This is a genomic window from Geodermatophilus sp. SYSU D00705 (genome assembly GCF_054050135.1).
Window position 1 is genome coordinate 74,862 of sequence record NZ_JBJGYT010000017.1, and the last position, 24,929, is coordinate 99,790.

At 75.1% G+C, this 24,929-nt stretch carries 28 protein-coding genes and 1 riboswitch; of the genes, 20 read left to right on the top strand and 8 right to left on the bottom strand.

Annotated features, from left to right (window positions below):
• Nucleotides 1-62: 62 nt before the first annotated feature.
• The gene (locus tag ACI78Q_RS14760) at nt 63-545 is read right to left on the bottom strand and encodes an SRPBCC family protein (RefSeq protein WP_456924150.1); all 483 of its coding nucleotides are present in this window, start codon (nt 543-545) and stop codon (nt 63-65) included.
• A 70-nt stretch (nt 546-615) separates the two neighbouring features.
• A riboswitch (guanidine-III (ykkC-III) riboswitch) is annotated at nt 616-681 on the top strand.
• Nucleotides 682-692: 11 nt separating this feature from the next.
• Between ACI78Q_RS14760 and ACI78Q_RS14765 the strand changes: the two genes are divergently transcribed.
• The 3 genes from ACI78Q_RS14765 (at nt 693) to ACI78Q_RS14775 (ending at nt 2,360) form a co-directional block, all read left to right on the top strand.
• Entirely contained in the window at nt 693-1,007 is a 315-nt protein-coding gene (locus ACI78Q_RS14765) for a DMT family transporter (protein WP_456924151.1), read from the top strand.
• A 140-nt stretch (nt 1,008-1,147) separates the two neighbouring features.
• Complete coding sequence (locus ACI78Q_RS14770; protein ID WP_456924152.1) at nt 1,148-1,993, top strand: hypothetical protein; 846 nt, start codon at nt 1,148-1,150, stop codon at nt 1,991-1,993.
• 79 nt (nt 1,994-2,072) lie between these two features.
• On the top strand, nt 2,073-2,360 hold the full coding sequence (locus tag ACI78Q_RS14775) for a ClpX C4-type zinc finger protein (RefSeq protein WP_456924153.1): 288 nt from the start codon (nt 2,073-2,075) through the stop codon (nt 2,358-2,360).
• Nucleotides 2,361-2,609: 249 nt separating this feature from the next.
• Here ACI78Q_RS14775 and ACI78Q_RS14780 read toward each other — a convergent pair whose 3' ends face one another.
• Nucleotides 2,610-2,867: a hypothetical protein gene (locus ACI78Q_RS14780; protein WP_456924154.1), complete on the bottom strand. Its 258-nt coding sequence runs from the start codon at nt 2,865-2,867 to the stop codon at nt 2,610-2,612.
• Nucleotides 2,868-3,302: 435 nt separating this feature from the next.
• Between ACI78Q_RS14780 and thrS the strand changes: the two genes are divergently transcribed.
• The gene (gene thrS / locus ACI78Q_RS14785) at nt 3,303-4,604 is read left to right on the top strand and encodes a threonine--tRNA ligase (RefSeq protein WP_456924155.1); all 1,302 of its coding nucleotides are present in this window, start codon (nt 3,303-3,305) and stop codon (nt 4,602-4,604) included.
• A 141-nt stretch (nt 4,605-4,745) separates the two neighbouring features.
• On the opposite strand, the gene ACI78Q_RS14790 is transcribed toward thrS, so the two are convergent.
• Genes ACI78Q_RS14790 through ACI78Q_RS14805 form a run of 4 tightly spaced genes read right to left on the bottom strand, consistent with a single transcriptional unit; the run spans nt 4,746 to nt 7,289 of the window.
• On the bottom strand, nt 4,746-5,156 hold the full coding sequence (locus ACI78Q_RS14790; RefSeq protein WP_456924156.1) for an arsenate reductase ArsC: 411 nt from the start codon (nt 5,154-5,156) through the stop codon (nt 4,746-4,748).
• Nucleotides 5,157-5,176: 20 nt separating this feature from the next.
• A complete protein-coding gene (locus tag ACI78Q_RS14795; RefSeq protein ID WP_456924157.1) occupies nt 5,177-5,836 on the bottom strand; it encodes an arsenate reductase ArsC in 660 nt (219 codons plus the stop codon).
• On the bottom strand, nt 5,833-6,951 hold the full coding sequence (gene arsB, locus ACI78Q_RS14800; protein WP_456924158.1) for an ACR3 family arsenite efflux transporter: 1,119 nt from the start codon (nt 6,949-6,951) through the stop codon (nt 5,833-5,835). Before arsB ends, ACI78Q_RS14795 begins: the two co-directional genes overlap by 4 nt.
• Nucleotides 6,948-7,289, bottom strand: coding sequence for a metalloregulator ArsR/SmtB family transcription factor (locus tag ACI78Q_RS14805; RefSeq protein ID WP_456924159.1), 342 nt, complete (start codon nt 7,287-7,289; stop codon nt 6,948-6,950). Before ACI78Q_RS14805 ends, arsB begins: the two co-directional genes overlap by 4 nt.
• Before the next feature lie 135 nt (nt 7,290-7,424).
• Here ACI78Q_RS14805 and ACI78Q_RS14810 point away from each other — a divergent pair, with 135 nt between their 5' ends.
• The 3 genes from ACI78Q_RS14810 to ACI78Q_RS14820 all read left to right on the top strand — a co-directional run bounded on the left by ACI78Q_RS14810 (nt 7,425) and on the right by ACI78Q_RS14820 (nt 9,272).
• Nucleotides 7,425-7,898 carry an ArsI/CadI family heavy metal resistance metalloenzyme gene (locus tag ACI78Q_RS14810; protein WP_456924160.1) on the top strand — a complete coding sequence of 158 codons (474 nt, stop codon included), beginning with the start codon at nt 7,425-7,427 and terminating at the stop codon, nt 7,896-7,898.
• Between the two features lie 29 nt (nt 7,899-7,927).
• A complete protein-coding gene (locus ACI78Q_RS14815; protein ID WP_456924161.1) occupies nt 7,928-8,872 on the top strand; it encodes a hypothetical protein in 945 nt (314 codons plus the stop codon).
• 73 nt (nt 8,873-8,945) lie between these two features.
• Nucleotides 8,946-9,272, top strand: coding sequence for a hypothetical protein (locus ACI78Q_RS14820; RefSeq protein WP_456924162.1), 327 nt, complete (start codon nt 8,946-8,948; stop codon nt 9,270-9,272).
• A 131-nt stretch (nt 9,273-9,403) separates the two neighbouring features.
• Here ACI78Q_RS14820 and ACI78Q_RS14825 read toward each other — a convergent pair whose 3' ends face one another.
• Nucleotides 9,404-10,357, bottom strand: coding sequence for a LysR family transcriptional regulator (locus tag ACI78Q_RS14825; RefSeq protein WP_456924163.1), 954 nt, complete (start codon nt 10,355-10,357; stop codon nt 9,404-9,406).
• 119 nt (nt 10,358-10,476) lie between these two features.
• Here ACI78Q_RS14825 and ACI78Q_RS14830 point away from each other — a divergent pair, with 119 nt between their 5' ends.
• Genes ACI78Q_RS14830 through ACI78Q_RS14855 form a run of 6 tightly spaced genes read left to right on the top strand, consistent with a single transcriptional unit; the run spans nt 10,477 to nt 17,312 of the window.
• Nucleotides 10,477-11,370 carry an FAD binding domain-containing protein gene (locus ACI78Q_RS14830; RefSeq protein WP_456924164.1) on the top strand — a complete coding sequence of 298 codons (894 nt, stop codon included), beginning with the start codon at nt 10,477-10,479 and terminating at the stop codon, nt 11,368-11,370.
• A gap of 2 nt (nt 11,371-11,372) precedes the next feature.
• Complete coding sequence (locus ACI78Q_RS14835; protein ID WP_456924165.1) at nt 11,373-11,903, top strand: (2Fe-2S)-binding protein; 531 nt, start codon at nt 11,373-11,375, stop codon at nt 11,901-11,903.
• Nucleotides 11,900-14,302: an aerobic carbon-monoxide dehydrogenase large subunit gene (locus tag ACI78Q_RS14840; protein ID WP_456924166.1), complete on the top strand. Its 2,403-nt coding sequence runs from the start codon at nt 11,900-11,902 to the stop codon at nt 14,300-14,302. The genes ACI78Q_RS14835 and ACI78Q_RS14840 overlap by 4 nt, the downstream gene beginning before the upstream one ends.
• A complete protein-coding gene (locus tag ACI78Q_RS14845) occupies nt 14,302-15,195 on the top strand; it encodes an XdhC family protein (protein WP_456924167.1) in 894 nt (297 codons plus the stop codon). Before ACI78Q_RS14840 ends, ACI78Q_RS14845 begins: the two co-directional genes overlap by 1 nt.
• 49 nt (nt 15,196-15,244) lie before the next feature.
• Nucleotides 15,245-16,111: an AAA family ATPase gene (locus ACI78Q_RS14850; RefSeq protein WP_456924168.1), complete on the top strand. Its 867-nt coding sequence runs from the start codon at nt 15,245-15,247 to the stop codon at nt 16,109-16,111.
• Nucleotides 16,104-17,312, top strand: a complete 1,209-nt coding sequence (locus ACI78Q_RS14855) for a vWA domain-containing protein (RefSeq protein ID WP_456924169.1) — start codon at nt 16,104-16,106, stop codon at nt 17,310-17,312. The genes ACI78Q_RS14850 and ACI78Q_RS14855 overlap by 8 nt, the downstream gene beginning before the upstream one ends.
• Nucleotides 17,313-17,381: 69 nt before the next feature.
• On the opposite strand, the gene ACI78Q_RS14860 is transcribed toward ACI78Q_RS14855, so the two are convergent.
• Nucleotides 17,382-17,906 carry a DinB family protein gene (locus ACI78Q_RS14860; protein WP_456924170.1) on the bottom strand — a complete coding sequence of 175 codons (525 nt, stop codon included), beginning with the start codon at nt 17,904-17,906 and terminating at the stop codon, nt 17,382-17,384.
• Nucleotides 17,907-18,001: 95 nt separating this feature from the next.
• On the opposite strand from ACI78Q_RS14860, the gene ACI78Q_RS14865 reads away from it, so the two are divergent.
• The 7 genes from ACI78Q_RS14865 to ACI78Q_RS14895 all read left to right on the top strand — a co-directional run.
• A complete protein-coding gene (locus ACI78Q_RS14865) occupies nt 18,002-19,012 on the top strand; it encodes a helix-turn-helix transcriptional regulator (RefSeq protein ID WP_456924171.1) in 1,011 nt (336 codons plus the stop codon).
• A gap of 44 nt (nt 19,013-19,056) precedes the next feature.
• On the top strand, nt 19,057-20,088 hold the full coding sequence (locus tag ACI78Q_RS14870; RefSeq protein ID WP_456924172.1) for a BMP family protein: 1,032 nt from the start codon (nt 19,057-19,059) through the stop codon (nt 20,086-20,088).
• A gap of 74 nt (nt 20,089-20,162) precedes the next feature.
• Complete coding sequence (locus tag ACI78Q_RS14875) at nt 20,163-21,698, top strand: ABC transporter ATP-binding protein (RefSeq protein ID WP_456924173.1); 1,536 nt, start codon at nt 20,163-20,165, stop codon at nt 21,696-21,698.
• Nucleotides 21,695-22,783, top strand: a complete 1,089-nt coding sequence (locus tag ACI78Q_RS14880) for an ABC transporter permease (RefSeq protein WP_456924174.1) — start codon at nt 21,695-21,697, stop codon at nt 22,781-22,783. The genes ACI78Q_RS14875 and ACI78Q_RS14880 overlap by 4 nt, the downstream gene beginning before the upstream one ends.
• 73 nt (nt 22,784-22,856) lie before the next feature.
• A complete protein-coding gene (locus ACI78Q_RS14885) occupies nt 22,857-23,786 on the top strand; it encodes an ABC transporter permease (RefSeq protein WP_456924175.1) in 930 nt (309 codons plus the stop codon).
• A 96-nt stretch (nt 23,787-23,882) separates the two neighbouring features.
• The gene (locus ACI78Q_RS14890; RefSeq protein WP_456924176.1) at nt 23,883-24,065 is read left to right on the top strand and encodes a hypothetical protein; all 183 of its coding nucleotides are present in this window, start codon (nt 23,883-23,885) and stop codon (nt 24,063-24,065) included.
• Nucleotides 24,066-24,325: 260 nt separating this feature from the next.
• Nucleotides 24,326-24,929: DUF222 domain-containing protein (locus tag ACI78Q_RS14895; protein WP_456924177.1), on the top strand; the 604-nt coding region annotated here is incomplete at its 3' end.

The window sequence follows — 24,929 nt, forward strand, 5'->3', positions numbered from 1 at the left end:
CCCCCACCGCGACGAGCACGACGCCGCCCACCACCGCCGGTCGCGGCGCCGAGGGACCGGGGTCAGCCCGGACCGAGCTGGCCGCTCTCCACGAGGTCGGCCAGCCGGTCCAGCGACTGCCGCCAGCCGGTCTCGTTGTCGGCGGAGGAGACCCCGTCGGGCAGCCCCTCGTGCACGGCGAGCAGGTCGGTGCCGCCGTCGACGTCCCGCAGCGTGACGGTGATGGTCATCTCGCCCTGCAGGGCCGGGTCGGCGGTCTCGAACTCGTCGACCTCGACCACCAGCTCGTCGGGCACCAGCCGCGCGAACCGGCCGCGGTAGGTGTCGGTGTGCGCGGTCGTCTTGCCGACGGCGTCGGGCGCGTCGTAGGTCAGCGAGATGCGGAAGGTGCCGCCCTCGGCGCCGCTGAACTCGTGCACGGTGGCGGTCATCCCCGGGGGCGCCTTCCAGCGGGCGACGGCGTCGGCGTCGACGAGCGCCCGGTAGACGGCGGAGCGCGGTGCGCGCAGGTGACGGCTGACCCGGGTCGTGCCCACGGCCGCCATCGTGCCCGCCCCGGCCGGCCGGTGGTGATCGATCTGACCGCCCGGGGCGGCGCCGGTGTGAGAAGCTCGGGGTGGGTCCGGAGCCGGACTCCCGGACGAGTGACGCCGTACCCGGACAGCGACAAGACGGCGTTCCAGGAGATCCCCGTGTACTGGCTCGTCCTCGTCCTGTCCGGTGTCCTCGAGGCCGTCTGGGCCACCGCTCTCGGCCGCTCGGAGGGCTTCACCCGCCTGGTACCGAGCGCCGTGTTCGCCGTCGCGCTGGTCAGCAGCATGGCCGGGCTCGCCTACGCGATGCGGGGCCTGCCGATCGGCACCGCCTACGCGGTCTGGGTCGGCATCGGCGCGGCGCTGACCGCCGGCTACGCCATGTGGGCGGGCCAGGAGCCGATGTCGGTGGTCCGCGTGCTCCTGCTCGCCGGCATCGTCGGCTGCGTCGTCGGGCTCAAGCTGACCCACTAGGCGACGTCCGGCTGGGAACCCACGGCGGCGCCACCGGCGGCACTCTCCCGGACCGTGCAGGGGCCCGGTACTCGGGCGCACGTGCTGGAGTGCCGCAGCCGCCTCTTGTCCGTGGCCTCCGTCGGGAGAACGCTCGACGCATGAACGGGTCCGACGAGCGGGCCGCCGACGAGCTCATGCCGGGCGAGCGGACGCGCCGGGAGCAGCAGCGCCGTCGAGCCGAGCAGGCCTCCGAGCGCCTCCGGCAGGACGTCCGGCGGCTCCGGGAGCGGCTGAGCCGGGGTGCCGCGGCGGTGGCCGTGACCGAGAGCGGCGTCGCCGCCACGAACCTCACCCTGGCCGAACGGGCACTGCGGGAGGGCCGTCTCGAGGATGCGCGGGGGCTGCTGAGCGAGGCGGCGGCGGCGCTGCAGGCTGTCGAGCACGAGCGTCTGCGGGCGCATCGGTGGCCCATGGACACCATCTCCGATCCCACGGACGAGGTGCGCGCCGAGCAGAGACGGATCGCGGCCGGCCGGGCGCTGGACGATGCGGCCCGGCGTCGCGATCGGGCCGCTCACCGGCGGGACGAGGCGGCTGTGGAACGCGAGCAGGCTGCGCAGCTGCGCGACGAGGTGGCCGCGGAGCGGGACCTGCGGGCCCGGGAGCGCGGCGAGGCAGCGGGCCGCCGGGAGGCGGCTGCCGAGGAGCGTCGGGCCGACCAGGCGCGGCGGGCGAACCGGCCTCCTCCGGCCGGCGGGCTGTTGGACGACGCGGCCGAGCAGCAGCGGGCCATCGACGCCGAGGTCGACACGAGCTACCGAGGCTGGGCCGAGGACGACCGGGCGCGCGCCGAGGCCGACCGAGCGGTCGACGCGGCCGACCGCCGGGCGGCGGAGCAGGACCGGCGCGCGGCGGAGCGGGACCGTGCAGCCGCCCGCGCCGACCGTGAGCAGGACGACCGTGACCGGGCCGCGGCCGAAGCGGACCGCGAACCGCCCCCGTGATGCCGACCCTGTCATCCCTCGGGCCCGGGTCACGCGTTGCCCGAGTCGCCCGGCACGTGCGTCCGGAAGGGGACCGTCGATGACCGGCAGCGCGACGTCACTGCAGTGTTCCTTCTGCGGCAAGAGCCACGGGCAGGTCGAGAAGCTCGTGGCAGGTCCGGGGGTGTACATCTGCGACGCGTGCGTCCGCCTGTGCTGCGAGGTCATGGAGGAAGCGGAGGCCCTCGTCCCGCGGGGCGCCGATGCCGCTGCAGACCCGGAGCGCCTCCTCAGGACGTGGGTGGCGACGATCGACCGGGAGGACGCCGAGCGGGTCCGGGCGGCGAGGGAGTTGCTGGAGGAGCTGCTCAGCCGTCTCGACAGCTGATCCAGGAGTGGCCGCACCCGGAGCGGAGCCTGTTGACTCCGGGCATGACCGTGCCACTCCCGGAGCCGGAACCGCCCATCGATCCGGACCAGCCCGTGCCGGACGATCCGGCCGAACTGCTCCCCGACGCCTCGGAACCGTTGCCCCCGCCGCCGATCGAGGCGACGCCCGACGACCCCGGTGGAGACCCGGGGGGAGTCCCTGAGCCGGCCTGAGCGGCCGCCGGCAGGCCGGCTCAGGCGCCGCCGACTACGCCGTCGTCCGCGGCAACTCGAGGTTGTGGAGCTCGAAGACCTCCGGTTCGCCGGCGGCCTGGACCCCGACCTCGGCGAGTACCGGTAGGAGGTGCTCGCCGAACGCGGCGAGCTGCTCAGGGGAGTCCCAGATCTCGCTGACCTTCAGGTCCCCGTCGGTCCCGAACAGCACGTGCATCTGCATCCCGTCCGGGGGCCACAGTCCGGCCTTCTCCAGGCGGAGGCTCACCTCGTCGTACTGCTGACGCGTCAAGCCGACTACCGGAAAACGCACGACGATGCTCACGCGGACCTCCCCGGTGACGCACTGGCGCCCGGGCGAATGCGCCCGGACCTCGGACGAGCGGGACGGTACGACCGATCGGCCGAGCGGACGGCACACCTCTGCGTCCCGGGACGACGCGTGCGCGTGGCGACCACCCAACGGCCAGGACCTCCCACGGTTCGGCCACGGCCGGCTCCGGAAACCCGTTGCTCCCGCGGCGCTGGCGAGCACACTGAGGCCATGGCAGCGCGCGGGTCCTGCACCACGACGCCGGGACCTCCCGGCGCCGTGAACCCGCGGGCGCGCTGACCAGCGCCGCCCCGATCCACCACCCATCCGGCCCCGGGAGCTCCCCGGGGCCGGCGTCGTCTTCGGGCCGGTTCGCTGCCCGGGAGCTCCTCCGACCACCCCAGGGAGCACCTCGTGAACGCCCTGCCGTACCCCGCCCTGCCCGCCTCCGTCGACCCTCGCGAGCACGGGCCGGCCGAGTCGCTACCGGCCGACGACCACCGCCGACTCGGGCGGGAACTGGACCTGTTCGCCTCCGACCCGTTGCTGCCCGCCGGCATGCCGGTCTGGCTGCCGGCCGGGGCGGTCATCCGCGGTGAGCTCGAGCGCTACGTCGTCGAGGTCGAACGCGCCGCCGGCTACGCCCACGTCTACTCACCGCCGCTGGGCAAGAAGGCCATGTACGAGATCTCCGGCCACTGGGAGCACTACGCCGAGGCGATGTTCCCGCCGATCGAGGACGGCGGGAGCGGCCCGATCGTGCTGCGCCCGATGAACTGCCCGCACCACATCGTCGCCTACCGGTCCCGGCCGAGGTCCTGGCGGGAGCTGCCGTTGCGGATCGCCGAGCTGGGCGCGATGTTCCGCAACGAGCCGTCCGGGTCGCTGTCCGGGCTCTCACGGGTGCGTGCGATGGTCCTCAACGACGCCCACCACTTCTGCGACCCCGCTCGTGTCGCCGAGGAGGTCGCGCTCGTCGTGGGCCTGATCGAGGACGCCTACGCCGTCCTCGGCCTGGCCGGCCACTCCTACCGGCTCTCGCTGCGCGGGGACGGGGACAAGTACGGCGCCGAGGAGGCGCGGTGGGACCGGGCCGAGGAGGTGCTGGCCGGCGTCCTGGACGACCTGGGCGTGGCCTACGAGCCGGTGCGCGGCGAGGGGGCGTTCTACGGCCCGAAGATCGACGTCCAGATGCCCGGCCGCGGCCGACGGGAGGAGTCGTTCTCCTCGGTGCAGCTGGACTTCCTCCTCCCGCAGCGGTTCGACCTGCGCTACGCCGGCCCGGACGGCCCTCGCCGTCCGGTGGTGCTGCACCGCTCGGTGCTCTCGAGCATGGAACGGTGCCTGGCGTTCCTGCTCGAGCAGCACGGCGGCAACCTGCCCGTGTGGCTCGCGCCGGTGCAGGCCGTGGTGCTGCCGGTCGACGCGTCCTCGGCCGTGCAGGCGCGGGCCGTGGTCGAGGTGGTGGACGCGGCCCGGGCCGCCGGCCTGCGGGTCGACGTCGACGACGCGGCCGAGCCGCTCGGCGCGCGGATCCGCCGCGCCCGGCTCGCCCGCGTCCCCTACCGGGTGGTGGTGGGCGAGCGGGAGGCCGCCGCCGGGCAGGTGGCGGTGGACCTGCGCGACGGCCGCCGGCTCGACCCGATGCCCCCGCAGCGGTTCGTCGCCGTCGCCGCCAGGGTCGCCGCCGGCCGCTCACGGGGGCTGTGGTCGTGACCGTCGGTCCTCGACCACGACCGGGACGCCCTCGCCGGCTCTCTCACCCCCGGCGCACCCTCGCTGCCGAACTCGACCGGGGTGAGCTCCGGGGCGGTTGCGCGCGTGAGGACCGCTGACGGCCGTCGGCCAGATGCGACGTCAGGTGGACGCGGGCAGCAGCTCCGCCAGCAGCGCCCGCACGCGGACCTCGATCTCGTCGCGGATGGGCCGGACGGCGTCGACACCCTTGCCGGCCGGGTCGGCCAGCTGCCAGTCGAGGTAGCGCTTGCCGGGGTAGACGGGGCAGACGTCGCCGCAGCCCATCGTGATGACGACGTCGGAGGCCTCGACCGCCGCGGTCGTGAGCACCTTCGGCCGCTGGGCGGTGATGTCGATGCCGACCTCGGCCATGGCCTGGACCGCCGCGGGGTTCACCTGGTCGGCGGGCAGCGAGCCGGCCGAGCGGACCTCGACGGCGTCCCCGGCCAGGTGCCGCAGCCAGCCGGCGGCCATCTGGGAGCGGCCGGCGTTGTGCACGCAGACGAACAGCACGCTGGGCGTGTCGGACACGGCGTTCCTCCGGGGGTGGCTCAGCTGGGGGTGGGTGCCGAGATGAGTTCGGCGAGCAGCGCACGGACGCGGGTGTCGATGTCGTCGCGGACCACCCGGACCTCCTCGAGCGGCCGACCCGCGGGGTCGGGCACCGGCCAGTCGAGGTAGCGCTTGCCCGGGTACACCGGACAGGCGTCGCCGCAGCCCATCGTCACCACGACGTCCGCCGCGCGGACGACGTCGTCGGTGAGCGGCTTGGGGAACGAGCCGGCCAGGTCGACGCCGACCTCGGCCATGGCCTCGGTGACGACGCCGGCGACGCCGGTGCCCGGTCGCGACCCGGCCGACCGGACGTGCACCCGGCCCCCTCCGTGGCGCGCCAGGAGACCGGCGGCCATCTGGGAGCGCCCGGCGTTGTGCACGCACACGAAGAGCACCTCGCAGGCGTCCTTCCCGACGGCGCCGCTCGCCTGCGCGAGCGCGGTCAGGCGCTCGGTCGCGAACCGTTCGGTCAGCACCGCCAGGTGCGCGCCCACGGTGGCGGCGCTCGCCATGGCGACGAAGGACTCGTGCACGTAGCGGTCGACCGTCTCCCGGGCGAAGACGCCGGTGAAGCGGCGGGCCAGGTCGTCGGCCACCCGGGTCAGCGTGGCGTCCGCGGAGGTCAGACCGCGGATCCCGTCGAAGGAGGTGGTCACGTGCGGCTCCTCCCGGTGACGGGGGCGGTGGGGTCGCCGGCGAACCAGCGGCGCCCCGCCCAGAGGGCGACGTAGACCAGCGCGACGAGCACCGGCACCTCGATCAGCGGCCCCACGACGCCGGCCAGCGCCTGGCCCGACGTGACGCCGAAGGTGCCGATCGCCACCGCGATGGCGAGCTCGAAGTTGTTGCCGGCCGCGGTGAAGGCCAGCGTGGCGGTCTTCGCGTAGCCCAGGCGCAGCTGCATCCCGAGCAGGAACGAGCCCCCGAACACCAGCACGAAGTACGCCAGCAGGGGGAGGGCGATGCGGGCGACGTCCACCGGCCGGGAGGTGATCGCCTCGCCCTGGAGCGCGAAGAGCACGGTGATCGTGAACAGCAGCCCGTAGAGGGCGACCGGGCCGATGCGCGGCAGGAAGCGGCCCTCGTACCAGTCGCGGCCCCTCCGGCGCTCGCCGATCGTCCGGGTCAGGAAGCCGGCCAGCAGCGGGATGCCGAGGAAGACCAGCACCGACAGCACGATCGCCCAGACGCTGAACTCCGCGGAGGTCGTCGGCAGGCCCAGCCAGCCGGGCAGCACCTGCAGGTAGAACCAGCCGAGCGCGGCGAAGGCGAGGATCTGGAACACCGAGTTGACCGCCACCAGCACCGCGGCGGCCTCCCGGTCACCGCAGGACAGGTCGTTCCAGATCAGCACCATGGCGATGCAGCGGGCCAGCCCGACGACGACCAGGCCGGTGCGGTACTCGGGCAGGTCGGGCAGCAGCAGCCAGGCCAGGGCGAACATCAGCGCCGGGCCGACCACCCAGTTGAGCACCAGGCTCGCGGCCATCAGCCGGCGGTCGCCCGTGACCCGGTCCAGCTCGGAGTACCGCACCTTGGCCAGCACCGGGTACATCATCAGGACCAGCCCGACGGCGATCGGCAGGCTGACGTTGCCGACCTCGACCGCGGACAGCGCGTCGTCCAGACCCGGGACCCACCGCCCCAGCAGCAGGCCGAGCGCCATCGCGGCGACGATCCAGACCGGCAGGAACCGGTCGAGGGTGGACAGGCGCTGCAGGACCGGGGCCTCGGGGCCCGCGACCGGGACCTCGCGGACGGCGTCGCTCACGCCGGGACCACCGCGGTGTCGAACAGCCCGGCGACGGCGGCAAGCGCGTCGCGGCGCACCGCGTAGTAGACCCACACGCCCCGCTTCTCGCGGTCGAGCAGCCCGGCGGAGTGCAGCACCTTGAGGTGGTGGCTGATCGTCGCCTGGGTCAGGTCGAAGGCCTCGTTGAGGTCGCAGACGCAGGCCTCACCGGACGTGCTGGAGGCGATCAGGCTGACCAGGCGCAGCCGCACCGGGTCGGCCAGGGCCTTGAGCAGGGGCGCGACCTGCTCGGCCTGCTCGGCGGACATGGCCGTTCCGGTCAGCGGTGTGCAGCAGGCGAGGTCGGGGTCGTTCATCGGGGTCGTCTCCTCCGGTCGGACATCGGCGCCCATCGTAATGACGACCATCGTATTGACAAGCATCGATGCATAGTGGTCACCTGAGCCCAGACATCGACGCCCGTCGATGTCCCACCCCCTCAGGAGGTCCCCGTGTCCCGGATCGAGCTCGCCCTCCGCGTCGCCGACCTCGACGCCGCCGTCGACTTCTACTCGCGGCTGTTCGCGACCACCCCGGCCAAGCGCCGGCCCGGCTACGCCAACTTCGCCGTCGCCGAGCCGCCGCTCAAGCTCGTCCTCCTGGAGGGTGCCGCCGGGGAGCCCACCCGCATGGACCACCTCGGCGTCGAGGTCCCCTCCCGCGGCGAGGTGTCCGCGGCCACCGCGCGGCTGGCCGGCGCCGGCCTGGCCACGCGCGTCGAGGAGCAGACGACCTGCTGCTACGCGGTCCAGGACAAGGTGTGGGTGACCGGTCCCGGTGGAGAGCCGTGGGAGGTCTACACGGTCACCGGCGACGCCCGCCCGGACCTCGAGGGGGAGACGTCCCTCGAGCTCTCCGCCGTCGGCGGGAACGACAGCTGCTGCGTGCCGGGTGAGGACGGCGCCTGCGTCGCCACCTGCTGCTGACCGTTCCGGGGTCGTGGCAGGGTCGCCCCGTGGATCTCGACGAGGTGGCCGACGAGCTCTACGAGGTGCCGCCCGAGGAGTTCACCGCGCGGCGCAAGGAGCGCCAGGACCAGGCGAGGGACGGCGGCGACCGGCCGCTGGCCAAGGCGATCGGCGCGCTGCCCAAGCCGTCGGCGGCCGCGTGGGTGTGCAACCTGCTCGTGAGGGAGCACCGCGAGGAGATCGAGGGCCTCGTCGAGCTCGGCGGGCTGCTCCGCGAGGCGCAGGAGAGCCTCGCCGGCGACTCGCTCAAGGCGCTGAACCGGCAGCGCTCCCAGCTGCTCGCCGCTCTGAGCCGGCAGGCCGCCGCGCTCGCCCGCGAGCGCGGCCACCGGGTGAGCAGCTCGGTGGAGGGGCAGGTCGAGGACACGCTGCGCGCGGCCATGGCCGACCCCGAGGCCGGGGAGGCGCTGCTGTCCGGTCGCCTCACCTCCCCGATGTCCTACAGCGGCATGGGGACGACCGGGGTGCGCCCGGCGCTGCGGCTGGTGCCGCCGGCCCGCCCGGAGCAGCCGGCGGCGCCCGCCCGGCCGCGCGGGGCGGACGCCGCCGAGCGCCGGCGGCAGCGCGAGGAGGAGGCCCGCCGTCGCGAGGAGGAGGCGCGCCGGGCCGAGGAGGAGCGGCGCCGCGAGCAGCTCGAGGACGCCCGGCGGGCCGCGGCGGAGGCCGCTGCCGTCGCCGCCGAGACCCGGGCCGCCGCCGAGGAGCAGCGGCACCGCGTCGACGACCTCGACGCCCGCCGGACCGACCTGCAGGCACGGGTCGAGGAGCTCGCCGACGAACTGGCCCGCGTCGAGCGCGAGGCGGCGGAGACCGCGGAGGAGCTGAAGAGCGCCGAGCGACACCGACGCACCGCCGAGCGCCGGGCGACCGAGGCCGCCGCCGCCCGCGACCGGGCCCTCGAGCACGTCACCGAGCTGGAGGGCGACGGCTGACCCGGCCCTTGCCGTGGCGCCGCCGGGGGCCGAGACTGCGCCCCACCCACGCCGCCGACGGGAAGGTCCGCCCGTGAACGAGGAACCGGCCACCGAGGGCACCTCGCCCGACGACTCCCGCAGCGGCGCCGACGTCGCCGAGGCGATCGAGGTCGCCGAGCGCGGCAGCTCGGTCCAGGAGGTGCACGACCAGGGGACGGCGGCGACGACCGGCACCGCCCCGGTCGAGCGCAGCGCGGGTGACCCCGAGATGACCGAGGGGCAGGTCGTGCTCGGCGAGGGCACCCCGGGCGGGGGCACCGGCGCCGGGCCGGCCGCACCCGAGGGCGTCTCCGGCGGCGCGCAGTCCCAGCAGGGCGCCCGCGCGTCGGACCGGGTGGCCGGCGGGCCGGAGGGCTGAGTCAGCTCCCCACGAGGGTTGCCGGTGAAGCCCATCCCGCGCGGGTTGTGCACTCATCGTGCCCTGGCGGAGCCCGACGCCACGATGAGTGCACGACCCGCGCCGCAGGCCGGATGTCCGCGGTCACAGCACTAGCTCCAGATCCCGACGCGGACGGTCGGCCGCGCCCGGTCCCGCGGGGCCGGCCGGGCCAGCAGGGCGCTGGTCGCGTCGGGGGTGGTGAGGAAGCGCTGCAGCGCGGCGGCCCCTGCGGCCGCGCGCCCCTCACCGGGGACCCCCGCCCACCACATCCCGGTCACCGGCGTGCCCTCCACCGGGAGCCGCACCAGCCGGCCGGTCCGCAGGTCGTCGCGGACGGCGTGCCCGAGCGCGAGCAGCACCCCGGCGCCGTCGCGCGCGGCGTCCAGCGCGTCGGCCTCGGTGGCCAGACGCTGCACCAGCGCGTGCCCGGCCGGCCCGGCCCACCGGCGCTCCTCGGTGCCGGGCTCGATGCCGGCCGGTCCGGCGAGCCACGCGTACCGGCCGAGCTCGGCCACTGGCACGCGGCTCCGCTCGGCGGCCAGCGGGTGCCCGGGCGCGGCCACCACCACCCGCTGGTAGCGCAGGAACGGCACCGCCACGAGCGCCTGCCCGGCCGCCGGGACCGGACGTGCGCCCAGCACGATGTCGGCCTCGTCGTCGGCCAGGACCGCGGCGGTGCGCTCGGCGGCGACGACGTCCAGGAGCACCTCGGTGCGCGGCGAGCGCCGGGCGAAGGCGGCCACCAGCGGGCCCGCGACGTGCTCGGCGCACGCCGCGGTGGCCAGCGCCCGCAGCCGGCCCGTCGTCCCCGCCGAGGTCACCTCCCGCCGGGTGCGCTCGGCCAGCCGCACGAGCTCGCGGGCCCGGACGGCGAGCGCGCGGCCGCCGGCGGTGAGCTCGATCCCGCCGGCGGCGCGCACGAACAGCGGGTCGCCGAGGTCCACGCGCAGGGCCGCGACCGCGGCGGAGACCGCCGGCTCGCTCACCCCCAGTGCCGCCGCCGCGGCGCGCAGCGAGCCGAGCTCGGCCACGAGGGCGAAGGCGCGGAGCTGCGTGAACGTCACGGTCGGCACCCGTCCTAAGGGATCGCTTATCGCGATCTTGACAGCTCTGTGGCGCGCGTCACAAGCTCCTGCGCCACCAGGGGCCCCACCGTCGAGGCCCCCACGGGAAGGAGTTCCCCGTGCAGGTGCCGGCCCCCTTCGACTACGTGCGGGCGACCAGCGTCGCCGACGCCCTGGACCTCCTCGAACGCCACGGCCCCGAGTCCCGCGTCGTCGCCGGCGGGCACAGCCTGCTGCCGATGATGAAGCTGCGGCTGGCCCGCCCCGAGTGGCTGATCGACATCAACGACGTGGCCGAGCTCGACCACGTCACCCGGGACGGCGACTGGCTGCGGGTCGGGGCGCTCACCCGGCACGCCACGCTGCTGTCCTCGCCGCTGGTGGGGGAGCTGTTCCCGATCGTGCACGACGCCGAGCGGGTCATCGCCGACCCCGTGGTCCGCAACCGCGGCACGATCGGCGGCTCGCTGGGGCAGGCCGACCCCGCCGAGGACCTCACCACCGTGTGCGACGTGCTGCGTGCCCGCGTCGTCGTCACCGGTCGCGGCGGCGAGCGGGTCATCGGCATGGACGAGTTCCACCGCGGCCCCTACGAGACCGCCTGCGAGCAGTCCGAGCTGATCACCGAGGTGCGGTTCCCGATCCGGCCGCGCGCGGGCAGCGCCTACGAGAAGGTCGAGCGCCGGGTCGGCGACTGGGCGGTCGCCGCCGCGGGCGCCCAGCTGGTGCTCGCCGACGACGGCACCGTCGCCGACGCCACCGTCGGCCTCACCGCGCTCGGCCTCGAGGGCTGCGCGGTGGACGCCGCCGCCGTCCTGCTCGGCGCGCACCCCAGCGAGGAGGTCTTCGCCGAGGCCGGGCGGCTGGCCGCCGCGGCCAGCTCCCCGGTCGAGGACCAGCGCGGTCCGGTCGACTACAAGCGCCACCTCGCCGACGAGCTCACCCGCCGGGTGCTCCGCACCGCCGCCACGCGCGCCGGAGCCGGCGCCCTGACCGCCACCACCGGAGGCTGACCATGCAGGTCACCATGACCGTCAACGGGGCCGAGGTCACCCGCGACGTCGAACCCCGGCAGCTGCTCGTGCACTTCCTGCGCGACACGCTCGGCCTGACCGGCACCCACTGGGGGTGCGACACCAGCAACTGCGGCACCTGCGTGGTCCTGGTCGACGGTCAGCCGGTGAAGTCGTGCACCGCGCTGGCCGCGATGACCGCCGGCCACGAGGTGCGCACCGTCGAGGGGCTCGCCGACGGCGCCACGCTGGACCCGGTGCAGCAGGGCTTCATGGAGGAGCACGGCCTGCAGTGCGGGTTCTGCACCCCCGGGATGATGCTCACCGCCCGCGCGCTGCTCGACCGCGACCCCGACCCGGACGAGCAGACGATCCGCGAGGCGATCTCCGGGCAGATCTGCCGGTGCACCGGCTACGCGACGATCGTCCGTTCCATCCGCTGGGCCGCCCGCGCCGAGGCGCAGGCCGCTGCCGAGGCCCCGGTCATCCCCGAGCCGGCCGCCCCGCCCGCCGCCGAGGAGGTGCGGGCATGACCGCCGTCGAGGAGCGCCCGGCCCACCCGGCCAACCCGGCGGCCACCTCGGCCGACCGGCCGATCGGCTTCGGGCGCATCCAGCGCAAGGAGGACCCCCGGTTCATCCGCGGGCGCGGCCGCTACGTCGACGACATCGTGCTCCCCGGGATGCTGCACGGCGCCATCCTCCGCTCGCCGCTGGCGCACGCCCGCCTGGTCTCGATCGACACGACCGAGGCGCTGGCCCACCCCAAGGTGCACGCGGTCATCACCGGCCGGGACCTCGAGGGGCTCAACCTCGCCTGGGCCCCGACGCTGTCGGCCGACGTCCAGGCGGTGCTGGCCACCGACAAGGTGCGCTTCCAGGGGCAGGAGGTGGCCTTCGTCGTCGCCGACGACCGGTACGCCGCCCGCGACGCGCTCGAGCTGATCGACGTCGAGTACGAGGAGCTGCCGCCGGTCGTCGACGTCCGCCGCGCGCTGGACCCAGGCGCCCCGGTCATCCGCGACGACAAGGAGGGCCAGACCGACAACCACATCTTCGACTGGGAGGCCGGCGACCGGGCCGAGACCGACGCCGTGTTCGCCTCCGCCGAGGTCGTGGTCAGCGAGGAGGTCGTCTACCCGCGGGTGCACCCGGCGCCGATGGAGACCTGCGGCGCGGTCGCCGACTACGACCCGGTCGACGGCAAGCTCACCCTCTACGAGACCACCCAGGCCCCGCACGCCCACCGCACCCTGTTCGCGATGGTGGCCGGCATCCCGGAGCACAAGATCCGGGTGGTCAGCCCCGACATCGGCGGCGGGTTCGGCAACAAGGTCGGCATCTACCCGGGCTACGTCCTCGCCGTCGTCGGCTCGATCGTGACCGGCAAGCCGGTGAAGTGGGTGGAGGACCGCTCGGAGAACCTCATGTCCACCTCGTTCGCCCGCGACTACGTCATGCGCGGCGAGGTGGCGGCCACCCGCGAGGGGAAGATCCTCGCCGTCCGCACCCAGGTGCTGGCCGACCACGGGGCGTTCAACGCCACCGCCCAGCCGACCAAGTACCCGGCCGGCTTCTTCTCCATCTTCACCGGCAGCTACGACCTGCAGGCCGCGCACTGCTCGGTCACCGGCGTCTACACCAACAAGGCGCCGGGCGGGGTCGCCTACGCCTGCTCGTTCCGGGTCACCGAGGCGGTGTACCTGGTCGAGCGCATGGTCGACGTCCTCGCCGCGGAGCTGGAGATGGACCCCGCCGAGCTGCGGCTGCGCAACTTCATCCGCCCCGAGCAGTTCCCGTACCAGAACAAGACGGGGTGGGAGTACGACTCCGGTGACTACGAGCCGACCATGCGCAAGGCGCTGACGATGGCCGGCTACGAGGAGCTGCGCCGCGAGCAGGCGGAGAAGCGGTCCCGCGGCGAGCTCATGGGCATCGGGCTGTCGTTCTTCACCGAGACCGTGGGCGCCGGCCCGCGCAAGCACATGGACATCGTCGGGCTCGGCATGGCCGACGGCGCCGAGGTGCGGGTGCACCCCACCGGCAAGGCCGTCGTCCGGCTGTCGGTGCAGAGCCAGGGCCAGGGCCACGAGACGACGTTCGCCCAGATCCTCGCCGAGGAGCTGGGCATCCCGCCGGAGGACATCGACGTCGTCCACGGCGACACCGACCAGACCCCGTTCGGGCTGGGCACCTACGGCAGCCGGTCCACCCCGGTCAGCGGGGGAGCGGTGGCCCTGGCCGCCCGCAAGGTCCGGGACAAGGCGCGGGCGATCGCCGCGGCCATGCTCGAGACCCGCCCCGAGGACCTGGAGTGGGAGAAGGGCCGCTGGTACGTGAAGGGCGACCCGGGCGCCGGGAAGACGATCGCCGAGATCGCGCTCGGCGCCCACGGCACCGTCGCGCTGCCCGAGGGCGTCGACGGCAACCTCGACGCCGAGGTCACCTACGACCCGCCCAACCTCACCTTCCCGTTCGGCGCCTACGTCTGCGTGGTGGACGTCGACCGGGGCACCGGCAAGGTGCACGTCCGCCGGTTCGTCGCCGTGGACGACTGCGGCACCCGGATCAACCCGATGATCATCGAGGGCCAGGTGCACGGCGGCCTGACCGACGGCGTCGGGATGGCGCTCATGGAGTTCATCGGCTTCGACGAGCAGGGCAACTGCCTCGGCGGCTCGTTCATGGACTACCTCATCCCCACCGCGATGGAGGTGCCGGACTGGGAGACCGGGCACACCGTCACGCCCTCGCCGCACCACCCGATCGGCGCCAAGGGCATCGGGGAGTCCGCGACCGTCGGCTCGCCCCCGGCCGTGGTCAACGCCGTCGTCGACGCCCTCGCCCCGTTCGGCGTCCGGCACGTGGACATGCCGTGCACCCCGGCCCGCGTGTGGGAGGCCATGCAGGGCCGGCCGACCCCACCGATCTGATGGCCGTGACCGACCGGGCGGCCGAGCTGGTCCGCAGCCGGGTGCCGTTCGTGCAGGCCACCGTGGTGCGCGCGCAGCGCCCGGCCAGCGCGCACGCCGGCGACACCGCGCTGATCCGGGCCGACGGTGTCATCGACGGGTTCGTCGGGGGCACCTGCGCGGAGTCCTCGGTGCGCGAGTACGGGCTGATGACGCTGTCGACCAACGAGCCGCTGCTGCTGCGGATCGTGCCCGGCGGCCGGCCGGGGCCGGCCGAGGAGGGCGCGGTCACCGTCGCCAACCCGTGCCTGTCCGGCGGCTCGGTGGAGATCTTCCTCGAGCCGCGGGTGCCGGCGCCTCGGGTCCTGGTGGTCGGCGACAGCCCGGTCGCCGAGGCGCTGGCGGCCCTCGGCGGGCCGCTCGGGTTCGCCGTCGAGCGGGTCCCGGGGGTGGACGCCGCCCCCGCGGCCGACGACGCGGCGCTGGTGGTCGCCTCGCACGGCCGGGGCGAGGAGCCCGCGCTCACCGCGGCGCTGCGGCTCGGCGTCCCCTACGTCGGGCTGGTCGCCAGCCGGATCCGCGGCGCGGCGGTGCTCGCCGCCCTCGACGTGACCGACGAGCAGCGGTCCCGGGTCCGCAGCCCGGCCGGGCTGGACATCGGCGCCCGCACCGCGGCGGAGATCGCGCTGTCGATCTGGGGTCAGGTGGTCGCCGAGCGGCGGGCCGCCGAGGTCCGCCTGCCCTCCCCCCGGCTCCCGGCGTCGGCCCGCACGGTGGACCCGGTCTGCGGGATGGGCGTCGCCGCCGTCGAGGCCAGCCCGCACGTCACCGTCGACGGGGTCACGACCTGGTTCTGCTGCGACGGCTGCCGGACGGCGTTCACCGTGGACCCGGCCCGGTATGCCCCCGCTTGACGCCGTGTCATCGGCGCGGACGGGGGCGGAGGAGGAGGTCCGCGACCGGGTGCCGGACGTCGCGACCCTGGCCGCCGCGCTCGACGGCGTCGACTACCTCGCCGACCCCGGCCTGGCCACGGCCCTGTTCCTCGCCGTCCGGCTGCCGCAGCCCCTGCTGCTGGAGGGCGAGCCGGGCGTCGGGAAGACCGAGGCGGCCAAGGCGCTGGCCCGCGTGCTGGACACCCCGCTGTACCGGCTGCAGTGCTACGAGGGCATCGACGCCGCCGAGGCGCTGTACGAGTGGAACCACCCGCGGCAGCTGCTGGGGATCCGGCTGGCCGAGGCGGCCGGGGCGCCGCTGGGGGAGGAGGACCTCTTCGGCCCCGAGTACCTGCTGCGGCGGCCGCTGCTGCAGGCCATCGAGCACCCCGGTCCGCGGCCGGCGGTGCTGCTGCTGGACGAGATCGACCGGGCCGACGCCGAGTTCGAGGCGTTCACCTTCGAGGTGCTGGCCGAGGCCGCGGTCACCGTGCCCGAGCTCGGCACCGTGCGGGCGGCCCACCCGCCGGTCGTCGTCCTCACCTCCAACCGGACCCGCGACCTGCACGACGCGCTGACCCGGCGCTGCCTCTACCACTGGATCGACTTCCCGGCGCCGGACCGGGTGGCCGAGATCGTCCGCCGGCGGGTGCCGGGCAGCAGCGAGCCGCTGGCGGTCGCCGCCGCGTCGGCCGTCGGGTGGCTGCGCGGTCTGGACCTGGTCAAGCCGCCGGGCATCGCCGAGGTCATCGACTGGGTCGCCGCCCTCGACGTGCTCGGCGTCGACCGCCTCGACCCGCCGGCGGTGGCGGCGACCTGGGGCTCGGTGCTCAAGAACCGCGACGACCAGGAGCTGGCCCGCACGCGGGGTGCGGCCTGGCTGGCCGGTGCCTGAACCGCGGCCGGGGACCGACCGCCGGCCGGGGGTTCACCGCCGGCCGGTCGCGCCCGGACCGCTCGCCGTCGGGCTGACCACCGCGCTGCACCGGGCGGGGCTGCCCACCACCCCCGAGCGGGCCGCGGGGCTCGCGCGGTCGCTGCAGCTGGTGCCCCCGGTGGACCGCGCCGCTCTCTACTGGACCTGCCGGGTCGCACTGGTCACCGACCGCGCCCAGCTGCCGGTGTTCGACGCGGTCTTCTCCGCCGTCTTCGACGGTCGGCTCGACCCGGCCGACACCCGCGGGGACCCGACCGCACCCCCGCCCGTGGGGTCCGAGCCGCGGGTGCGCCCCGCCCCGCCGGATCGCCGTCCGCCCGGGGAGGCGCCGGCAGGATCCGGCGTCTCGCTCCCCGGGGACGGCGCGGGTGGCGAGCGGGACGCCGTCCTGGCCGCGGCGTCGGCCGACGAGCGGCTGCGGCACACCTCCTTCGCCGAGCTGACCCCCGACGAGCTGGCCGGGGTGCGCGAGCTGGTCCGGCGGATCGTGCTCAGCACGCCGGACCGGCGCAGCCGGCGGGTGCGGCCCACCCGGCGCCGCGCCGACCGGCTCGACCTGCGCCGGACGGTGCGGGCGGCGCAGCGCTCCGGCGGCGACCCGGTCCGACTGGTGCACGCCGCCCGGCGGACGCAGCCACGCCGGCTGGTGCTGCTGTGCGACGTCTCCGGGTCGATGGAGCCCTACACCCGCGTCTACCTCTCGCTGCTGCAGGGCGCGGTGGCCGGGGCGCGGGCGGAGGCGTTCGTCTTCTCCACCCGGCTGACCCGGCTCACCCGGCAGCTCGCCGTCCGGGACCCCGACCGGGCACTGGCCCGCGCCGCGGCGACCGAGTCCGGCTGGGCCGGCGGCACCCGCCTGGCCGCCGGGATCGGGGGCTTCGTCGCCACGCACGGCCGCCGCGGCCTGGCCCGCGGCGCGGTCGTGGTGGTGCTCTCCGACGGGTGGGCCACCGACGACCCCGAGGACGTCGCCGAGGCGATGCGGCGGCTGCGGCGGCTGGCCCACCGCATCGTGTGGGTCAACCCCCGCAAGGCCGCGCCCGGCTACGCCCCGCTGGTGGGCGGGATGGCGGCGGCGCTGCCCCTGTGCGACGCCTTCGTCAGCGGGCACAGCCTCGCCGCGCTGGAGCAGGTGGCCGCCGCGGTCCAGGAGGCATAGGAAGCGACACCCACGTCAGCGGGCGGCCGACGTGGGTGTCGCTTCCTGTGCCTGGGGATCCCTCGGCCGTCAGCCCATCGTCTTCTGGCCGTCGAGGGACTCCCGCAGGATGTCGGCGTGCCCCGCGTGCTGGGCGGTCTCGGCGACGATGTGCAGGAACACCCGCCGGGCCGACCGGCGCGCACCCGGCTGGAACCAGGGCGCCTCCGGCAGCGGGTGCGAGGCGTCGAGGTCGGGCAGCGTGCGCACCAGCTCGTCGGTGCGGGCGGCGACCTCCTCGTAGCGGGCGAGGACGCCCTCGAGCGTCTCGTCCGGCCCCATCCGGAACTCCTCGGCCCACTTCGCCATCTGCTCGGGGTCGTCCGGGCCGGGCATCGACTCCGGGCCCTCCAGGATGAACCGCACCCAGCCGGCCTCCTGCGCGGCGACGTGCTTGACCAGGCCACCCAGGGTCAGCTCGCTGGCCGTCGTCCGCTGCCGGGCCTGCTCGTCGGTCAGGCCCTGGACGGTGTACCGCAGGAAGTACCGGTGGGCGGCGAGGGCCTCCAGCAGGTCCGCCCGCTCCCCGGTGAGGGTGCTCGTCGTGGTGGTCATGGTCTCCGCCCTCCGTGTCCCGGTGGATCCGTCACGGACGACGCTAGGGGCCATTGGTGCCAGTTCCTGTCCTCGATGCCCGACAATCTGGTCGCATGGGCGACACCGGGAACCGCACCCTGCGGCTGCTCTCCCTCATGCAGAACCGGCGGCACTGGGCCGGTGCCGAGCTGGCCGAGCGGCTCGGCGTCTCGCTGCGCACGCTGCGGCGCGACGTCGACCGGCTGCGCGACCTCGGCTACCCGGTCGAGGCCCAGCCCGGGGTCGACGGCGGCTACCGGCTCGCGCCCGGTGCCGCGCTGCCGCCGCTGGTCCTCGACGACGAGGAGGCCGTCGCCCTCGTCGTCGGCCTGCAGGCGGCGGCGCAGAGCGCGATCGCCGGGACGGCGGAGTCGTCGGTGCGCGCGCTGACCAAGGTGGTGCAGGTGCTGCCGCCCCGGCTGCGCCGCCGGGCCGACGCGCTGCGGGCGGTCACCGAGCCGGCCGGCTGGCGCGGGGTCCCGGCGGACATCGACGCGGAGGTGCTGACCACCGTCGCGCAGGCCTGCCGCGACACCGAGCGCCTGGCGTTCGGCTACACGGCGGCCGACGGCGCCCCCACCGAGCGGGAGGTCGAGCCCGCCCGGCTGGTCCCGCTCGGCCGCCGCTGGTACCTGGTCGCCTACGACCTCGGCCGCGGCGACTGGCGCAGCTTCCGGCTGGACCGGGTCACCGCCCCGCGCCCCACCGGCGCCCGCTTCGCGCCGCGGCGGCTGCCGGCCGAGGACGCCGCGGCCTTCGTGCGCGCGGCGATGGGACCGCGAGCGACGCCGGTGGCGGTCGAGGCGGTGGTGGCCGCGCCCGCGGAGCAGGTCCGCGACCGCATCGGCCGCTGGGCGCGGGTGGTGGAGGAGGGGCCGCGGTCGAGCCGCGTGTACCTGGAGACCGACGCCCTGGACTGGCCCGCGTTCGCCCTCGGGTCGCTCGGGGCGGAGTTCACCGTGGTCGGGCCGCCTGAGTTGCGGGACCTCCTGCGCGAGTGGGCGGACCGGTTCGGCCGCGCGGTGGTCGGTATCGATTCGGTTGCGACTGGTCCCGGTGCACCGGCCCCCGAAACCCGGGGCTGACAGGCTCCCCGAACCCGACCCCGTGACGAGGATGGTGCCCGCTCATGCGCTCCACCCGGATGTTCCTCCGCTCCGCCGCCCTCTGCTCCGCGCTGCTCCTCACGGCCACCGCCTGTGGCGGGGACGGCGACGGCGGTGGTGGTGGCGGCGGAGGTGGTGGGGACGGCGAGGCGCCGCGGGTCGCCGCGGTCTTCTCCGGCACCACCACCGACGCCGACTACACCTTCCTCGGCCTCGAGGCGCTGCAGGCGGCCGAGAGCGAGTACGGCGCGGAGACCACCTACTCCGAGAGCGTGGCGGTGCCCGACGCGCAGCGGGTCCTGCGCGAGTACGTCGCCGACGGCTACACCGTCATCTGGACCCACGGCAGCCAGTTCTACGACGCCACCGTCGCCGTGGCCGAGGAGGCACCGGACGTCGTCTTCATCGCCGAGCAGGACACCCAACCCGCCGACGTCCCCGAGAACGTGTGGGTGCTCGACCGGAACTTCCACCTGGCCTTCTACCCGCTGGGCGTGCTGGCCGCGGCCACCACGCAGAGCCAGCAGATCGCCTACCTGGGCGGGGCCACCCTGCCGTTCAGCTACTCCGAGGTGCACGCGGTCGAGCAGGCGCTGGCCGACGTCGGCAGCACCGCGACGCTGACCCCCGTGTGGACCGGTGACCTCAACGACCCCACCCGCGGCCAGCAGTTCACCAGCCAGCTGATCGCCGGCGGCGCCGACGTCGTCCTCGGCTCGCTCAACCTCGGCATGGTCGGCGCGTTCGAGGCGGTCAAGGCCGAGCCCGCGGGCGCCGTCCGGATCACCGCGAAGTACACCGACAAGTCCGACCTGGCCCCCGACCACTACCTGACCTCGGTGCTCTACGACTTCTCGGTCATGCTCGACGAGATCCTGGGCCAGGTGCAGGACGGCGAGACCGGCGGCTACCTCGGCATGACCTTCGAGCAGGGCATCTCGCTGCAGCCGCCGGCCGGTGTCGACCAGGCCGTCATCGACCAGGTCGACGAGGTCGTCGCGGGTCTCACCAGTGGCGAGATCGAGGTCGAGCGCGACGTCACCCCGGTCGAGTGACGGCCGGGCAGCAGCCGCGGGCGGGGGAGGCAGCGCCCCCGCCCGCGGGGCGGGTGCCGCTGTCGATGAGCGGCGTGACCAAGTCCTTCGGGCCGGTCAAGGCGCTCGTCGACGCGGACTTCGAGCTCGCCGCCGGCGAGGTGCACGGCCTGGTCGGCGGCAACGGCGCCGGCAAGACCACCCTGATGAACGTCCTGTACGGGCTGTACCGGCCCGACGCGGGCACCATCCGGGTCGACGGCCGTGAGGTGCACGTGCGGTCGCCGCGCGACGCGATCGGCCTGGGCATCGGCATGGTGCACCAGCACCTGCTCCAGGTGCCCGCGTACACGGTCGTGGAGAACGTCGTCGTCGGCACCAGCGGCGGCTCGGGCGGGCTGCGCGCGGCCGGACGGCGGATCGCCGAGCTCTCCGACCGCTTCGGCCTGGCCGTCGACCCGCGGGCGCGCACCGACCGGCTGTCGGTGGGCGCCCGCCAGCGGGTGGAGATCCTCAAGGTGCTCTACCGCGGGGCGCGGATCCTCGTCCTCGACGAGCCGACGACCAACCTGACCCCGCAGGAGGTCGACGCGCTGTTCGCCTCGCTGCGCGAGATCGTCGCCGAGGGCACCAGCGTCGTGTTCATCTCGCACAAGGTGCGCGAGGTGCTGGCCATCTGCGACCGCATCTCCGTCATGCGCGACGGCCGCCGGCTCACCACGGTCCGCCGCGACGAGACCGACGCCGCGGGCGTGGCCGGGCTGATGGTCGGCGAGCTGGCGGCGGAGCAGTCCACCGAGGTCGCCGCCGCGCTCGGCCTGGCCGAGGTCGGAGCCGTCGCGGCGGAGGCACCGGAGCACGCGACCGCCGGCTCCGCGGTGCGGCTGGCCGTCACGGACCTCGAGGTCGACAACGACCACGGCGTGCCGGCGCTGCACGGCCTGGGCCTCACCGTCCGGGCGGGGGAGGTCCTGGGGGTCGCCGGGGTCGCCGGCAACGGCCAGGTGGAGCTCGCCGAGGCGCTGTCCGGCGTGCGTCCGGTGCGGTCGGGCAGCGTGGCCGTCGACGGCGCCGAGCTGGCCGGCCGGCCGACGCTGCGGTGGCTGGGCGCCGGGGTCGCCTACGTGCCGGAGGACCGCCACCGCGACGGCATCCTCGGCGCGGCGTCGGTCACCGACAACCTGCTGCTCGGCTCCCAGCGCGACCGCGCCCACCGCCGGGCCGGGTTGATCGACTGGCGGGGCGTGCGCGAGCACGCCCGGCGCACCATCGAGCGCTACGCCATCCGGACGCCGGGCCCCGACGCCCCGGCCGCCAACCTCTCCGGCGGCAACATCCAGCGGCTGGTGCTGGCCCGGGCGTTCGAGCGCGAGCCCGCGGTGCTCGTGCTGCAGAACCCCACCCGCGGCCTGGACCTGCGCTCCACCCGCTTCGTCTACGACCGTGTCGAGGAGGCCCGCGACCGCGGCTGCGCCGTCGTGCTCATCTCCGAGGACCTCGACGAGCTGAGCCTGCTCGCCGACCGCATGGTGGTCCTCTACTCCGGCCGGGTGGTCGGGGAGCGCGCCCGCGGGGACTTCGACGCCTACGCACTGGGCCGGCTGATGGCCGGCGTCCGGGAGGATGCATGACCGCCCCCACGGCACCGGCGCAGACCGAGGTGCCGGACGTCCCGCTGCACGGTGGACTGCGGGTGCTGCGCGACCTGCTGCCCTACGTGCTGGCCCTCGTGCTCGCCTTCCTCGTCTCCGGCGTGGTCATGGCGGTGCTCGGGTACGACGCCCTCGGCGCGTTCACCACGATCCTGACGACGTCGTTCAAGACGACGTTCGGCTTCACCGAGACCCTCACCAAGTGGGTCACCGTCGTCCTCCTGGCGCTGGCGTTCACCATCCCGCTGGCCGTCGGCCGGTTCAACATCGGCGGCGAGGGCCAGCTGCTGGTCGGCGGCACCGCGGCGGCCGGCGTCGGCATCGTGTACGCCGACCTGCCGACGGCGGTGCTGCTGCCGCTGGTGCTGCTCGCCGGCGTGCTCGCCGGGCTGCTCTGGGCGGGGATCGCCGCGCTGCTCATGGCGCGGTTCGGGGTGAACGAGATCCTCAGCACCGTCCTGCTGAACTTCGTCTCCTTCCAGGTGCTGGACTACGCCGCCACCGAGGTGTGGGCCGACCCCGCCGCCGGCGTGGCGGCCACCCGGACGGTGGGGGAGTCGGCCGAGCTGCCGGTCCTCGGTGGGCCCCCCGGCGTGCACGCCGGGATCCTGCTGGCGGTGGTGGTGAGCCTGGCGAGCATCGTCGTCACCCGGCGGACGGCGGCCGGCTTCGAGCTGCGGGCCGCCGGGACCAACCCGCGGGCGGCGGCGATCAACGGCATCCGTGTCGGGCGGGTGGCGGTCGTCGCGCTCGTCGTCGGCGGGGCGCTGGCCGGGCTGGCCGGCGCCATCGAGGTGGCCGGCGTCCACGGCCGGGCCATCGAGGGGATGCAGGCCAACTACCTGCTGCTCGGCATCATCGTCGGGCTCATCGCCCGCGGGAACGCGCTGTGGGTGCCGGTGGTCGCCTTCGGGATCTCGATCCTCGAGGTCGGCGCCAGCTCGATGCAGCGCACGGTCGGGGTGCCGGCCGAGATGGTCCTCATCATCGAGGCCCTGATCCTGATCTTCCTGCTCCTGTCCGACGTCATCGCCGGGCGACTCGCGCGGAGGGCCGCGACGTGAGCGAGCTTGCGAGCTCACCCATGGACAGAGCACCGGCGGTCGTGCGGCCGACGAGCGCCAGCGAGGAGGACGCATGACCGAGTTCGAGACCCTGGCCCAGCTCACCGTGATCGCCACGGTGCCCTACCTGCTGGCCTCGCTGGGCACGATGCTCGGCGGGCTGGCCGGCGTCTTCAGCGTCTCGCAGGAGGGCGTCATGGTGCTGGGCGCCTCGGTCGGCTTCCTCGTCAGCTACGGCGTCGGCAGCAACACGGTCGGCATCGTCTGCGCCGCGGCCGTGGGGGCGCTGTTCGGCCTCGTGCTCGGCTGGGCGACGACGTCCCTGCGGCTGGACCAGTTCGTCATCGGCCTGGCGCTGTTCTTCGCCGCGACCGGGCTGGCCGGGCTGCTGTTCCGGGTGGTCGTCGGGCAGTCGGGCACGCAGCCGCTGATCCAGACCCTGCCGCGGGTGGAGATCCCGCTGCTCAGCGACATCCCGGTGCTCGGCACCGTGCTGTTCTCGAACAACCTGCTGGTCTACTTCGCCGCGCTCGTGGCGGTCGGGCTGTACTTCTTCCTGTACCGCACGCGGGCCGGCCTGGACCTGCGCGCGGTGGGGGAGAACCCGAAGGCGGCCGACAGTCTCGGCATCCCGGTCGCCCGGACCCGCATCTGGACGGCGACGGCCGGCGGCGCGCTCATGGCCATCGCAGGGGCCTACCTGCCCATGGTCTACACCGGCACGTTCACCGAGGGCATCGTCGGCGGCCGCGGGTGGCTGGCGATCGCGCTGACCTTCTTCGGCGGGTGGCGGCCGCAGTTCATCGCCGCGGGCGCGCTGTTCTTCGCCGCGATGGACGTCATCGCCCTGCGGGCCGAGGTCGGCGACGTCGGCATCCCGAGCCAGGTGCTGCTCGTGGTGCCCTACGTGGCGACCCTGCTGGTGATGATCTTCGCGTTCCGCTGGGCGCGGGTGCCGGCGTTCCTGGGCAAGAACTACGACCGGGAGAGCCGCACGGCGTGAGCCGCGCACGCCGGGTCGGGGGTGCGGTTCCTGTCGTACCCCCGGCCTAGCGTGCGAGGCGTCCCGGCACGGGAGCGAGTCCCAGGGGAGGTCACCATGACCCGCACCGTCACCAACCTCGACGACCTCGACCTGGAGATCGCCGTCGCCTACATCGCCCTCGGCGTGGCCCGCAGCGCGGAGGCGTACTGCCCGTCGGCGGAGAACACCCGGCTGGTCGAGGAGGACCGGGCATCGGTCGACGCGCTCCTCGACGAGCGCCTCGCGGCCGCCGCCTGACCTCCGTCCCGCCCGCAGCCGGCGCCTCGAGCCGCCGTGGAGCAGCCCCTCGCGGCCCCCGGTCGCTGAGACGCGTCTCGCCGACGAGCTCCGTCGGCGCTCCATGGGCAGCAGCCCCTGCGGGGGGTCATGGACCCGGCTCCTCGCGTCGGCAAGACCCCCTACCGATCTGTGGACAGCGCTCTGAACTGGGAATTCAGGTGGTTAGGGGTCTCCTGCGGCGGTAGACTTCGAACGTCTGATCGAAGGTGGGAGGTGTCGTGGACGGCTTGCCGTCGGTGCTCGACGCCGTGGTCGGTGAGGAGCTGGCGCCGCTGGGCGCGGCGGAGTTGCTGGACCGGCTGCGCGGGTTGCTGGTCGCGTCGAACCGGCTGGCGGCGGAGGTCGTCCGCACGGTGCGGGCGTGCGAGGTGAGCGGGGCGGCGGAGCACGACGGGCTGACGAGCATGCAGTCGTGGCTGCGCGGGCACGGGCGGCTGTCGCCGGCCGAGGCCGGGCGGGTGGTGCGCAACGGCCGCGCCCTGGTCCAGCTGTCGGCGGTGGCCGCGGCGTGCGCCGACGGGCACGTCAGCGCCGTGCAGGTCGCCGTCATCGCCCCGATCACCAAGGACGACCGGCTGGCCGCCGCCGTCGAGCAGGGCGTGGACCTGGCCGAGGTGGACGGGGTCCTGGCCGGGGTGGCCGCCACGCGGCCTTACACCGTGCTGCGGCGGGTGGTCGGCCACTACCTGGCCCGGCTGGAGCCCGACGGGGCCGAGCCCGATCCCACCGAGGCCCGCGCGGTGTGGCTCGCCCGGCACGCCGACGGCGGCCTCACCGCCCGGGTCGAGCTCGACGCCGTGGGCGGGGAGAGGTTCTGCACCG